We start from the raw sequence: 14,773 nt of genomic DNA, 5'->3' as shown, positions 1-14,773 counted from the left end.
CTCACAGATCGACCTCTGGATCACGGTCTCCTCCCGGCCCGCCGGGGAGACCTGGCCGGTCAACCTCGACTACGCGACAGATCTGTTCGACGAGCCGACGATGCTGGAATTCGGCGGACGCTTCATCCGCCTGCTCGACGCGCTGACCTCGGCGCCCGACAAGGCGGTGGGCGATGCGCCGTTCGTCGCGGCCGAGACGACGGCCACCACCGAGTCCGCGGAATGGGGCGAGCGGGTGGACCTGCCACCCGTGCAGACGGTCAGTGACGCCGTCGCGGCACAGGCGCGGCGCACCCCCGAGGCCACCGCGCTCGTCTTCGGCGACCGCGAGGTCTCCTACGCCGAGTTCGCCGCCCGGGTCAACACGCTCGCCCGCGATCTGATCGCCGCCGGAGTCGGCCCCGATGTCGCTGTGGCCCTGTGTGTCCCGCGTTCGGTGGAGATGATGGTCGCGATCCACGCGGTCGTCGCGGCCGGTGGACAGTACGTCCCCGTCGACGTGGCCGCACCCGCCGATCGCGTGCGGTACATGTACGAGACCGCCGGTGCCAAGGTGCTGCTGGTCGCCGACGCGCACGGGGTCCGGAACGCGGTGGGCGCCGCGACCGAGGTCGGTGTGCAGGTCATGACCGTCGATGCCTCGGCGCTCCTGGACGTCGATTCGGCGGCCGCGTCCCCGGTGTCCGACGACGACCGTCTCGCGCCACTGCGCGCCGACGACGCCGCCTACACACTGTTCACCTCGGGGTCCACCGGACGTCCGAAGGGCGTGACGCTGTCGCATGCGGCCGTGCTGAACCGACTGTGGTGGGGTCTGGACGCCCTGCCGATCGGCCCGGACGACGTCGTGATGCAGAAGACGCCGTACACCTTCGACTGTTCGGTGCCGGAACTGTTCGCGCCGTTGGCGATCGGCGCGCGCGTCGTCGTCCTCGCCGACGGCGGCCATCTCAACCCGCGGCAGGTCGCCGACGAGATCGCCCGCACCGGTACGACGATGGTGCACTTCGTGCCGTCGATGCTCTCGGTCTTCCTCGAGGTCGTCGACCGCGAGCAGCTCGCCGCACTCGACACCATCCGCATCGTGTCCACCACCGGTGAGGCGTTGCCGCCCGCGGTCGCGGCGCCGGTGCGCGAGTTGTGGCCCGACGCCTGGTTCTTCAACCTGTACGGCCCGACCGAGGCCGCGGTGGAGATCACCTTCGAGCGCATTCACTCCGTCGCCGCCGACGACCCGACCGTGCCCATCGGCATCCCGGTCTGGAATTCGTCTGCCGTGGTGCTGGATTCGCGGTTGCGGCGGGTGCCGCCCGGCGTGCCCGGGGAGCTCTACCTCGGCGGTGTGCAGCTGGCCCGCGGCTACGCCGCGCGCCCGGATCTGACCGCGGAGCGGTTCGTCGCCGATCCCTACGGTGAGCCCGGCACTCGCCTGTACCGCACGGGCGACCTGGTGCGCCGCCGCCCCGATGGCGTCCTGGAGTACCTGGGCCGCACCGACTTCCAGGTGAAGTTGCGCGGCCAGCGCATCGAGCTCGGCGAGATCGAGGCGGTCATCGCCTCCGCACCGGGCGTCGTGCACGCCGCGGCCACCGTGGCGACCGTGCCCGGTGGTGGCGAACACCTCGTCGGCTACCTCGCCGGCGCGCCGGGTGAGAGCATCGACCTCGATGCGGTGAAGGCGGTTGTCGCCGAGTCGCTCCCGGGATACATGCGGCCGACGGTGTGGATGCCCGTGGAGGACATCGCACTCAACACGGCGGGCAAGATCGATCGCCGCGCGCTGCCCGAACCGGTGTTCACCGCGGGCGAGTACGTCGCGCCGGCCGACGAGTCGGAGGCCGCGGTGGCGGAGGTCTTCGCCGACATCCTCGGGGTGGACCGCGTCAGCGTGACCGACTCGTTCTTCGATCTCGGCGGCAACTCGCTGGCGGCGATGCGACTCGTGGCACGAGTCGGCGAGGTCACGGGTGCCGAGATCGCGGTGCGCGACCTGTTCAACGCCCCGAGCGTCCGCGAACTGCTCCGTGCCAGCACCGATCTCGGTGCGGCGCGAGCACCGATCGTCCCCGTCGCACCGCGGCCGGAGCGGGTGCCGCTGGCATTCGCCCAGCAGCGGATGTGGTTCGTCAACCAGGCCGACACCACCTCGTCGGCGTACAACCTCCCGGTCGTGCTGCGACTGTCCGGGGCACTCGACACCGAGGCGCTGCACGCCGCGCTGATCGACGTGGTCTCCCGGCATGAGTCGCTGCGGACCACGTTCCCGTCGGCCGACGGCATGCCGTACCAGAAGATCAACCGGGCATCGTCGGTCGCCGCACGTCTCGACTGGCAGGAGGTGTCCTCGCAGGCGGAGATCGAGGCCGCGGTGTCCGCGGGCTTCGACGTCTCCACCGAGTGGCCCATCCGCGCACGGATCTGGGAGGTGGCCCCGGACGAGCACGTCTTCGCCGTCATCACCCACCACATCGCCTCGGACGGTCAGTCGATGACGCCGCTGGTGACCGATGTGGTCACGGCCTATCTCGCCGAGTCGGCCGACACCGATCCCGAGTTCGGGGAGCTGGAGGTCCAGTTCGCCGACTTCGCGATCTGGCAGCACGAGGTGCTCGGCTCGCCGGACGACCCGGACTCCGTCGTCGGCCGCCAGCTCGCCTACTGGACCGATCGTCTGGCCGGGCTGCCCGACGTGATCGAGCTGCCGACCGACCGGCCGCGCCCGGCACGTGCCGGCCGGCGCGGTGGTCGCGTGTCGTTCGCCGTGCCGGCCGCCGTCGGTGACCGGATCGCGGGCGTCGCGCAGGAAACCGGCACGACACCGTTCATGGTCGTGCACGCGGCGCTCGCCGCACTGCTCTCGCGGCTGTCGGCGACCGAGGACATCGCGATCGGTACCCCGATCGCGGGTCGTGGTCAGCGCGTTCTGGATCCGCTGATCGGCATGTTCGTCAACACGCTCGTGCTGCGGACCCGGGTCGACCGGGCCCGCGGTTTCGCCGACCTGCTCGAGGCGGCCAGGGACGCCGACCTCGAGGCCTTCGCCAACGCCGACGTCCCCTTCGAGGTGGTCGCCGACGCCGCGGGGGCGCAACGCTCCGCCGCGTTCGCGCCGTTCACCCAGGTGTGGTTGACCTTCGACCGATCCACCCTGCCCGAACTCGCCGGTTCCGATCTGTCGGTGGGCGAGATCGCCGGCCTGCAGGTGAGTCCGGTGACCACCGAGCGGATCCCGGCACGCGTCGACCTGCTCGTCGGGATCTCCCAGCCGGAGGGGTCGGGCACGGACTGGTCGGGCACCATCACTTATGCGGCCGACCTGTTCGACGAGTCGACGGTGTCGCGGATGGCCGATCAGCTCACCGCCCTGCTGGACGGAGCGCTGACCGACCTGGAGGCCCCGCTGGCCAAGATCGCGCTCGGTGACACCGTGTCGCCGGCCGAACTGGCCCGCGCGGCAGCGCAATCCGAGCCGCAACGGGAGACGGTGTCGATCGCCGACTCCGACGCGGTCGTGACCGGGGGACCGGGAACCGAGCCGGTCGTCCTGGGCGAACTGTTCGCCCGGGCCGCCGCGAAGTGGGGACCCCGCCAGGCCGTCGTCGACGCCGACAACGTCTGGTTGTCCTACGCGGACCTCGACGCGCGGTCGAACCGCTTGGCGCGCTGGCTGATCGGTCAGGGCATCGGCCCGGAGAAGCTGGTCGCGCTGGCGATCGGCCGGTCCGCCGATCTGCTCACCGCGATCTGGGCGGTGGCCAAGACCGGTGGTGGCTATGTGCCGATCGACCCGGACTACCCCGCCGAGCGGGTGGCGAACATGGTCGAGGACTCGGGCGCGATCCTGGGACTGGCCGTTCAGGCGTCGGGAACGCTTCCCGGCGAACGCTTCTCGTGGCTCCGTCTTGACGATGCGACGCTGTCCGCGGAGATCGCGGCGCTCTCCGACGCGCCGATCACCTCATCGGATCGTCGTGCACCGGTGCGGGTGGACAACGTCGCCTACGTCATCTACACCTCCGGCTCCACCGGGCGCCCCAAGGGTGTCGCCGTGACGCATTCGGGTCTGGCGAACTTCGCCGCCGAGGAGATCCGCCGCTCGGGTGCCGACGAGTACTCACGGGTGCTCGGATTCGCCTCGCCCAGCTTCGACGCGTCGGTGCTCGAGTACCTGCTCGCGACCGTCTCGGGCGGCGTGCTGATCTATCGTCCCGCCGACGCCGTCGGCGGTCCGCCGCTGCAGGACCTCATGATGCGGCAGGCGATCACCCACACGTTCCTGACGCCGACGGTGCTCGCGACCATCGAACCGCAGGCGGTCCCGGCGCTCCGGGTCGTCTACGCCGGTGGCGAGGCCGTGCCGCAGACGTTGAAGGACAGCTGGGCACCGTTCCGGCGCATCCAGAACCTGTACGGCCCGACCGAGACCACGATCGGCGTCACCATCAGTGCGCCGATGGCCGTGGGGGAGCCGGTCTCGCTCGGCGGCCCGCTCGCCGGCGTTGGCCTGATGGTGCTCGACGCGCAGTTGCGTCCGGTGCCCGTCGGTGTGACGGGTGAGCTGTACGTCAACGGCGGCGCCCTGTCGCGCGGATACCTCGACCGCCCCGGTCTGACCGCCGATCGGTTCGTGGCGAACCCGCACGGTCACCCCGGCGACCGGATGTACCGCACCGGCGACGTCGTCCGCTGGAAGCAGGACTCCACCGGCGCGCCGGTCATCGAATACTCCGGCCGTAGCGACGACCAGGTGAAGTTGCGCGGTCTGCGCATCGAACTCGGTGAGATCGAGGCGGTACTCGCCGAGCACCCGGCGGTCCGCTCGGCCGTGGTCGTCGGTGTCGGCGGTTCAGTCGCGACCGCGCTGGCGGCCTACGTGGTCGGGGCCCGGACACCGGCTGGACCCGACGTCGATCCGGCGGAGCTGAGAGCATTTGTCGGCGAACGACTCCCGGCGCACATGGTGCCGGCCTCGGTCGCGGTGCTCGACGAGCTCCCGCTCACCCCGGTCGGCAAGCTCGACAAGGCGGCGCTGCCCGAGCCGGTCATCGAGGTCGGCGAGATCGTCGCACCGGAGACCGACGAGGAAGCCGCGGTCGCCGCGGTGTTCGCCGACGTCCTGGGGATCGAGCAGGTCAGTGTCACCGAGTCGTTCTTCGACCTCGGTGGCAACTCGCTGTCGGCGACCCGCGTCGCCGCCCGGGTGGGCGAGGTGCTCGGCGTCGAGACCTCGGTGCGCGACCTGTTCGAGGCGCCGACGGTGCGTGCGCTGGTGGCCGAGGTGTCCGGACACGCCGAGGCACTGCCGCCGGTCGTCGCCCGTCCGGACCGTCCGGAACTCGTACCGCTGTCCTTCGCCCAGCAGCGGATGTGGTTCATCAACCAGTTCGATCCTTCGTTGCCCACGTACAACATCCCGTTCGTGTTGCAGGTGCGGGGCACTCTCGACACCGAGGCGCTGCGCCGCGCCATCGTCGACGTCGTCGAACGGCACGAGGTCCTGCGGACCACCTTCCCGTCCGTCGACGGGGTCGCCCATCAGCTGGTCCATCCGGCCGACCAGATCGCCGACCGCCTGGACTGGGGCATCGCCGAAGATCAGCGCGGACTCGAGACCGCCGTCATGTCCGGGTTCGACGTCGCCGCCGACTGGCCGATCCGCGTGCGGGTCTGGCACGTCGATGCCGAGCGTGCCGTGGTCGCGGTCGTCGTCCACCACATCGCCGCCGACGGCGAGTCGATGAATCCGTTGCTCGTCGACGTCCTGGCCGCCTACGACGCCCGGGTGTCGGGAACCGAACCCGACTTCGAGCCCCTCGAGGTCCAGTTCGCGGACTACGCCCTCTGGCAGCACGAGGTGCTCGGCGACGGGACCGATCCGAGCTCGGTCGTCGGGTCCCAATTGGCCTACTGGACAGACAGACTCGCCGATCTCCCCGAGGTGCTGAACCTGCCGTTCGACCGGCCGCGGCCGCTGCAGGCCTCGCAGCGCGGCGGCCGCGTCGGTGCCGCGATCCCGGCCGAGATCGGGGAGCGCGTCCGCGAACTCGCACGCGAGGTCGACGCGACCCCGTTCATCGTCGTGCACGCGGCACTGGCCGTGCTGCTCGCGCGTCTGTCGGCCGGCGAGGACGTGGCGATCGCCACCCCGGTGGCCGGACGCGGTCAGCGTGTCCTCGACCCGCTCGTGGGCATGTTCGTCAACACCCTCGTCCTGCGGGCCCGGGTGGACCCGTCGATGTCGTTCGCCGAGCTGTTGGAGCAGGCGCGCGACACCGACCTGGAAGCCTTCGCCCACGCCGACGTGGCCTTCGAGATGCTCGTCGAGAGGCTCAACCCGGTCCGGTCCGAGGCGTTCGCCCCGCTGGCCCAGGTGATGCTCACGTTCGGCCAGACGGCGCTGCCCGAGATGGGTGCGGACACCGCGCCGGCCTCGGTCGCGGGTCTCGAGATCGAACCGATGCCACCGGCCGACCCGCCGGCGAAACTGGACCTGACGATCGGCGTGTCCGTTCCGGACGGCGACGGGGACTGGCCGCTGTCGCTGGTGTTCGCACGGGACCTCTTCGACGAGGACACCGTCGCCCAGCTGGCGCGCAGGTTCGTCGGGTTGCTCGACCAACTCACCGCGCACACCGACGATCCGGTGGCCGACGCCGCACTCCTCGAACCCGCCGAGGTCGAGGAGATACTCCGGAGGTCACGGGGTACGGAGACCGCCATACCGGCGGGATCGGTGGCCGATGCGCTCTCGTTTCGCGGGGCGCGGTCGCTCGACTCGATCGCGCTGACCTTCGCCGACCGTGAGCTCACCTACCGCGAATTCGGCGCCCGGGTCGCCGATCTCGCCCGCGAACTCCTCGGGCTGGGCGTGGGACCCGATGTCGCGGTGGCGGTCTGCATCGATCGCTCCGTGGAGATGGTGGTCGCCGTCCACGCGGTGACCGCGGCGGGCGGCCGGTACGTGCCCATCGACACCTCGGCTCCGGGTGACCGCGTGCGCTACATGGTCGAGACCGCGGGTGTGCGGGTCCTCCTCGTCGGACCGCGTCCCGTGGCGGCCGACCTGTCCGGCCTCGACGACGGGATCCGGCGTGTCACCGTCGATTCCGGGCGTGCGGTGGATCCGGCGACGCCGCCGGTCACCGACGCCGAACGCGTCCGGCCGATCCGCGGCGACGATGCGCTGTACACCCTCTTCACCTCCGGTTCGACCGGGCGGCCGAAGGGCGTGACCGTCAGCCACGCCGCCGTGGCCAACCGGCTGTGGTGGGGACTCGACGAGTACCCCTGGACCGTGGGCGACCGGATCATCCAGAAGACGCCCTACACGTTCGACGTCTCGGTGCCGGAGCTGTTCGCGCCGTTGCTGACCGGGGCCACGATGGTGATGGCCGAACCGGGCGGTCACGCCGACCCGCTCTACATCGCCGACCTGATCGCCCGCAGCGGTGCCACCTCGGTGCACTTCGTCCCGTCGATGCTGTCGGTGTTCCTCGATGTCGTGCCGGCCGAGACGATCTCCCGCCTGGGGACCCTCCGGTGGCTCTTCGCCTCCGGTGAGGCGCTTCCACCGGCGGTGGTGGCCCGCGCGCACCAGCTGCTGCCACACGTCCGGATCGTGAACCTGTTCGGTCCCACCGAGGCGGCGGTCGAGGTGGCCTACGCCGACGTGACCCGGGCACCGTCGATCGTGCCGATCGGCGTGCCGGTGTGGAACACGACCACGCATGTGCTCGACGCGCGACTGAACCCCGTCCCGACGGGAGTCCCGGGCGAGCTGTATCTCGGTGGCGACCAGGTGGCACGCGGGTACGCCGCGCAACCGGGACTGTCCGCCGAGCGCTTCGTGGCCGACCCGTTCGGCCGGCCCGGCTCACGGCTCTACCGAACCGGCGACCTCGTGCGGTGGAACACCGACGGGGAGATCGAGTACCTGGGCCGCACCGACTTCCAGGTGAAGCTGCGCGGCCAGCGCATCGAACTCGGCGAGATCGAGTCCGTCGTCGCGGCCGCCCCCGGCGTCGTGCACGCCGCGGTGACGGTGGCCGACGCACCGGGTGGCGGACAGCATCTGGTCGCCTATGTCGCGCCGTCGACCGTGGACCTCGAGGTCCTGCGAGACGCGGTGGCGCAGGCACTTCCGGAGTACATGCGTCCGACACTGTGGATGCCGATCGACGACGTGGTCCTGAACAGCGCGGGCAAGCTCGACCGCCGTGCCCTGCCCGCACCCGACTTCGCGGGGCTCGATGCCGACTATGTCGCACCGGCCAACGCGACCGAGGAGACCCTGGCGACCATCGTGTCCGGCCTGCTCGGGCTGGAACGCGTCTCGGTCACCCAGTCGTTCTTCGCGCTCGGCGGCGACTCGATCATGTCGATCCAGCTCGCCTCGGCGGTTCGCGCCGCCGGGTTCACGCTCACGCCACGAGACATCTTCGAGCAGCGCACCATCCGGGCGATGGCCCGGATCGTGGCCGGGGAGGCACATCGCCTGCCGGCGCTCGACGAACCCGCCGGCGGTGGGCACGGCGACCTGCCGCTGCTGCCGGTGATGTCGTGGATGATCGAGCATTCGGCGGATCCCGCCGACTACGCGGACTTCTCGCAGTACCGGGTGCTCCACGCGCCGGCGGGTCTCACCGTGGACGCGTTGTCGGAGTTGCTGTCCGAGCTCGTCGCGGTGCACCCGATGCTGTCCGCGCGTCTCACCCGTGACGGCGATCGCCCGCGGCTGGTCGCCGGCTCGGACGAGACCCCAGATGGTCGCATCGCGCCGTATGTGTTCGCCGAGTCCTCGGCCGCACCGGTGGGCAGTCCCGGCCACGACGCCGATCTGCGTGCCGCGCATGCCGAGGCGCTGGCACACCTCGATCCGTCGACCGGTGCGCTCGTCGCGGCGGGCATCGTCACCGACGTCGACGGCGTCGGCCGGATCGTCCTGGCGATCCACCACCTCGGTGTCGACGCGGTGTCCTGGCCGATCATCGTCGAGGACCTGGTGACCGGATGGGCGCAGCGGTCGGCGGGGCAGCCGATCGCCCTGCGTGCCGAGGCGACGTCCGAGCGGGCGTGGGCCCACGCGGTCGGCGCGCAGACCGACCGGCGGTCCGCCGAGCTGGCCTACTGGCTCGACCGGCTCCCGGCCCGGCCCACCGATCTCGGGGTCACCTTCGACCCGTCGCGGGACCGGTTCGCCACCGAGGTGTCGGTGGTCCACGCGTTCGACGCGGAGGTGACCGAGGCGGCGCTGACCTCGGTGCCGGAAGCGTTCCGCGGCAACGCCAACGACGTCCTGCTCGGTACGTTCGCACGTGCGGTCCGGGCGTGGCAGGCCGCGCGCGGCATCGCCGACGTCGCACCCGTCACGGTGCTGGTCGAGGGACACGGTCGCAAGGACGAGATCGTCACCGCCGACGGCGAACGCGCGGTCGACCTGTCCCGCACGGTCGGCTGGTTCACCACCATCGCCCCGGTCGCCGTCGATCCGTCCACCGACGTCACCCACGCGGTGAAGTCGGCCAAGGAGGAACGCCTCGGGCAGCCCGACGGCGGTCTCGGTTTCGGTGTGCTGCGCTACGGCGCGGACACCGAGCTCGCGCAGCGTCCGCTGCCGAGCATCGGGTTCAACTTCTTCGGCGCCGGCCGTGCCGGACGCCCCGCCGCCGAACCCACGCACGACGTCATCCCGTTCACCGGTGCGCCGGGCGTACCGGGGATGCCGCCGTCGGTGTCCGGCGCGATGATCGCGCTGAACCCGTTGAGCGTCAACGTCGGTACGCGAAGCGACGGCGATGCCCGGCGCCTCACGGCCAACTTCACGTTCCCGTCGGCACTGTTCGGGACCGACGACATCACCGCGCTCGCCGAGTTGTGGGCCGACGAGCTCACCGCGCTCGCGCAGCACGTCGCCGTCGTCGGCGACCCGGGCCGGTCACCGTCGGATGTACCGGGTACGCCCGTCACCCAGACCGAGCTCGACGCACTCGCGGTGCGGTTCCCGGGCGCGGACGTCTGGCCGCTCACCCCGCTGCAGGCCGGTCTGTACTTCCAGTCGCAGATGGCGGTCCGGGACGCGGTGGGAGCCGACGACGGTGCCGCGGGTGTGGACGTCTATGTCACCCAGGCGGTGCTGCATCTCGGCGGGGACGTCGACCGGGCGCGCTTGCGTTCGGCGGCAGAGGAACTCGTCGCACATCATCGCGTGCTGCGCAGCGGATACCTGCGCACGGCGGGCGGCGCCCTGGTGGCCGTCGTGCCGCCGCGCGTCGACCTCCCGTGGTCCGAGGTGTCCCTGGAGCCCGGGTGTGACGGTGACGAGGCCGCGCGACGAGTACGCGAGATCGCCGACGCCGAACGGATCACGCCGTTCGATCTCGAGGAGCCGCCGCTCGTGCGGTTCGTGAGTGTCGAGCACGGCGCCGGGTCCGACACGACGCTGAGCCTGATCGTGACCAACCACCACATCCTGCTCGACGGCTGGTCCGGTCCGTTGGTTCTCGCCGACCTGCTCGCGCTGTACGCCGGGGTCGGCCCGTACACCGCGACCATCGCCGCCGACACCGACTTCGGTGACCATGTCCGTCGTCTCGCCGCCGCCGACCCGGCCGCGGGTCTCGCCGCCTGGCGCGACGTCCTCGCGCCGTTGGAGGAGCCGACGCTGGTGTCCGGGGTCGAGGAGGCCACGACCACCTCGCTGCCGCGTGACCACGAGGAGTGGATCGACGCCGGCACGACGGCGGCGATCAACCGGCTCGCCCGCGAACGCGGCGTCACCGTCAGCACGATCCTCCAGTTCGCCTGGGCGGTGTTGCTGTCGCGGATGACCGGCAATCGGGTGGTCGCCTTCGGCGAGACCGTGTCGGGACGGCCGTCGGACCTCGACGGCGTCGAGGGCATGGTCGGCCTGTTCATCAACACGGTCCCGAGCGTCGTCGACGTCGACCCGGCCGCCCCGATCGGCGACGTACTCGCCGCGATGCAGGCCGACAAGGTCGCGGTCCTCGACCATCAGCACGTCGGCCTCGCCGACCTCACCGCGCTGGCCGGGATCGGGGCCCTCTTCGACACGCTGACCGTGTTCGAGTCGTTCCCGGTGGACTCCGACTCGCTGTCCACGGCGGACACGTCGCTGGCCGGCGGACTGCAGATCGTCGGCGTGGACGCGGGCGACTCGACGCATTACCCGCTCAACCTAGCTTCCTCGCCGTCCGGCGACCGCCTGCTGTTGAAGCTCAAGTACCTGCCGTCGGCCTTCAGCGACGACCAGGTGCGGGTCTTCGGTGCGGCGCTGCGCGAGATCCTGCGGACGACCGTCGACGATGCGGATCTGCCGACCTCGGCGATCGCACTGCTCGACGCCTCCGCCGCGGCCGAACTCACGCCGGTGAACGGTCCGGCGGCGCCGCAACCGCGTCTGCTCGGCGAGGTGTTCGCCGACGTCGCGGCCGAGCACGCGGACATCGTCGCGGTCACCGACGGCAGCGGCGCGTCCCTCACCTACGCCGAACTCGATGAGCGCTCGAACCGACTCGCGCGGTGGATGATCGGTCGCGGGATCGGTGTGGACACGGTCGTGGGACTGGCGCTCGGTCGCACCGTCGACCGCCTGGTGGGGCAGTGGGCGCTGGCGAAGCTGGGCGCGGCATACCTGTCCGTCGATCCGACGCTGCCCGCCGACCGCATCGCCCACATGGTCACCGATTCCGGTGTGCGCCTGGTGATCGCCTCTGGACAGGGAGCTCCGGAACAGGGCACCGCCGCCCCCGGTGACGTCGAGTGGATCGAGATCTCCGCTCTCGCCGAGGCCGTCCGCGACATCGAGGGCGGTCCGCTCGCGCCCGGTGAGATGGTGGGGATCCCACGCCTCGATGCGCTCGCCTACGTCATCTACACCTCCGGGTCGACCGGTGTCCCCAAGGGGGTCGCGGTCACCCAGCGCGGTGCGCACGCCTTCGCGGTCGCCGAGACGCAGCGGTTCGGCATCCACCCGGGTTCGCGCGTACTCGGTTATGCCTCACCGAGTTTCGACGCCTCGGTGCTGGAATGGCTGCTCGCCTCGACCTCGGGTTCGACGCTGGTCTACCGCCCGGACGAGGTCGTCGGCGGTGAAGTGCTGACCGGTTTCCTCCGCGAGCACGAGCTGACGCACGTGTTCCTGACACCGAGCGTGCTGGCGACCGTCGACCCCGACGATCTGCCCGTACTGCGGATGCTCGCCTCGGGTGGCGAAGCGGTCTCGGCCGCACTCGTCCGCACCTGGGCGCGCCGGGTCGCGTTCCACAACGCCTACGGACCGACGGAGACGTCGGTGGCCGTCACGATCAGTGGTCCGCTCGACCCGGACGAGCCGGTGACGATCGGCGGCCCGGTCGCGGGCACCGGCCTGCTGGTCCTCGACCAGCGCCTCTCCCCGGTGCCCGTCGGGATGGCCGGCGAGCTGTACGCCACCGGTGTGTCGACGGCACGTGGATACCTGCGCCGCCCGCAGCTGACCGCCGAACGGTTCGTCGCGTCTCCGTTCGGCGAGCCCGGCGATCGCATGTACCGCACCGGCGACCGCGTCCGGTGGGTGCGCTCGGCATCCGGCGAGCTGGTTCTGGAGTACCTCGGACGTTCCGACGACCAGGTGAAGCTGCGCGGCCTGCGCATCGAACTCGGCGAGATCGAGAACGCGCTGTCCTCTCATCCCGCGGTGAAGACCGCGGTGGTCCTCGGGGTCGGCGGATCGGTCGCGACCGCACTGGCCGCCTACGTCGTCCCGGCGTCGGATGAACCGGGTGCCGGGACCGCGACACCGGCTCTCGACACCGGCGAACTCCGGGATCACCTCGCGGAACGACTGCCGTCGTACATGATCCCGGCGACGATCACGGTCCTGGCGAACCTGCCGCTCACTCCGACCGGCAAGCTGGACAAGCGGGCGCTGCCGGCACCGGACATCGAGGCCGACGACCTCGTCGCACCGGAGACCGCGGCCGAGGCACGTGTCGTCGCCGTCTTCGCGGACCTGCTGGGCGTCGACGCGGTGTCGGTGACCGGTGACTTCTTCGCCCTCGGCGGCAACTCGCTGTCGGCGACCCGGCTGGCGGCACGCGTCGGTGACGCGCTGAACGCCGACATCGGCGTGCGGGACGTGTTCGAGTCCCCGACTCCGCGCGCACTGGCCGCCCTCGGCGAGCATCGCGGCGGTCTGCGCGCACCGGTCACCCGGGTCGAGCCGAGACCGGCGGAGATCCCGCTGTCGTTCGCACAGCAGCGGATCTGGTTCATCAACCGCCTCGACCCGGCATCGGCGGCGTACAACCTGCCGATCGGCGTCGAACTCGGCGGGCAGCTCGACGTCGAGGCACTCGGCGCGGCGATCGGCGACGTCGTCGCGCGGCACGAGATCCTGCGGACCACGTTCCCGGCCGTCGACGGTCGGCCGACGCAGGTCGTCCACGACGCCGACGGTCCGGCGGCACTGCCCACGCTCGTCGAATGCGCCACGGAGGCAGAGCTACTCGACGCGCTGTCCGCCGGCTTCGACGTGACCACCGAGGTGCCGGCGCGGATCCGGCTGTGGCGACGCGGTGAGGGCTCCTGGGTGCTGCTCGCCGTGCTGCACCACATCGTCGGTGACGGCGAGTCGATGCGGCCGCTGATGGCCGACGTGGTGACCGCCTACCGGGACCGTGCCGCCGGCCGGACACCGGAGCTGCCGCCGTTGCCGGTCCAGTTCGCCGACTATGCGCTGTGGCAGCAACGCGAGCTCGGCGCGGTCGACGACCCCACGTCGGTGGTCGGCCGGCAGCTGTCGTACTGGCTGCGACAGCTCTCCGGGGTGCCCGATGTGCTGGAGCTGCCCGCCGACCGGCCTCGCCCGACCGTGGCGTCGATGCGGGGGGCGCGGGTGGACTTCGAGATCCCGCACGAGGTCGCCACGCGGATCACGGCACTGGCGCGTGAGCGCGGGATGACGCCGTTCATGGTGGTGCACGCGGGACTGTCGGTGCTGCTGGCCCGTGTTACCGCAACCGACGACATCGCGGTCGCCACCCCCATCGCGGGTCGGGGGCGCGCCGAGATCGACCAGCTGATCGGCATGTTCGTCAACACCCTGGTCCTGCGCGCCGAGGTCGACCCCGCGATGAGCTTCGCGGAACTGCTCGAGGACACCAGGGTCATCGACCTCGATGCGTTCACCAACGCCGACGTGCCGTTCGAGACACTGGTCGAACGTCTGAACCCGACCCGGTCGAGGGCGTTCTCGCCACTCGCGCAGGTCATGCTCACGCTGACCAACGCGGGCAACGCCGCCCCGGTGTTCGAGGCGGAGGGTCTGCGGGTGGCGGCGCTCGAATCGCCGGTCACGACGGCCCAGCTCGACCTGACGGTCGCGGTGGTCGCCCGTCCGGACCGGTCCTGGTCGGCGTCGATGGTGTACGCGACGGACCTGTTCGACGAGGGGACCGTCGAGCTGCTCGCGCAGCGCCTGGTTACGCTCCTCGACGGGCTCACCGCCCGGCCGGACGCCGCGGTCGGGGAGTGTCCCCTGGTGACGCCCGCCGAACGCGACCGCGTACTGGCATGGTCGGCGGGCGCCGCGACGCGGCCGACGGGCGCCACCCTGCCGGGCATCATCGGTTCGCGGCAGGCCGCCGTCACGCAGGCGGGAAGCGGCGAGAACGGTGCCGTCGACGGCGAGGTCGGGTACAACAGTCGCGGTGGGTACGACGGTCGCTACGGTGACGGTGGTTCCGGTGGCGATGGTGCCGGTGGGGATGACTGA

At 71.3% G+C, this 14,773-nt stretch carries 1 protein-coding gene (running past one end of the window); it reads left to right on the top strand.

Annotated features, from left to right (window positions below):
• Window positions 1-14,773, top strand: partial view of a non-ribosomal peptide synthase/polyketide synthase gene (locus tag AC3B6C_RS00930; RefSeq protein ID WP_488374603.1) — the 3' end only. 25,442 nt of this gene lie to the left of the window's left edge; the window shows 14,773 of its 40,215 coding nt (coding positions 25,443-40,215); its start codon lies off the left edge, out of view; the stop codon is at window positions 14,771-14,773.

This window comes from Gordonia sp. 11cp (assembly GCF_057767225.1).
The sequence above is the reverse complement of the archived record's forward strand: the minus strand, read 5'-3'. Positions and strand labels throughout refer to the sequence as shown.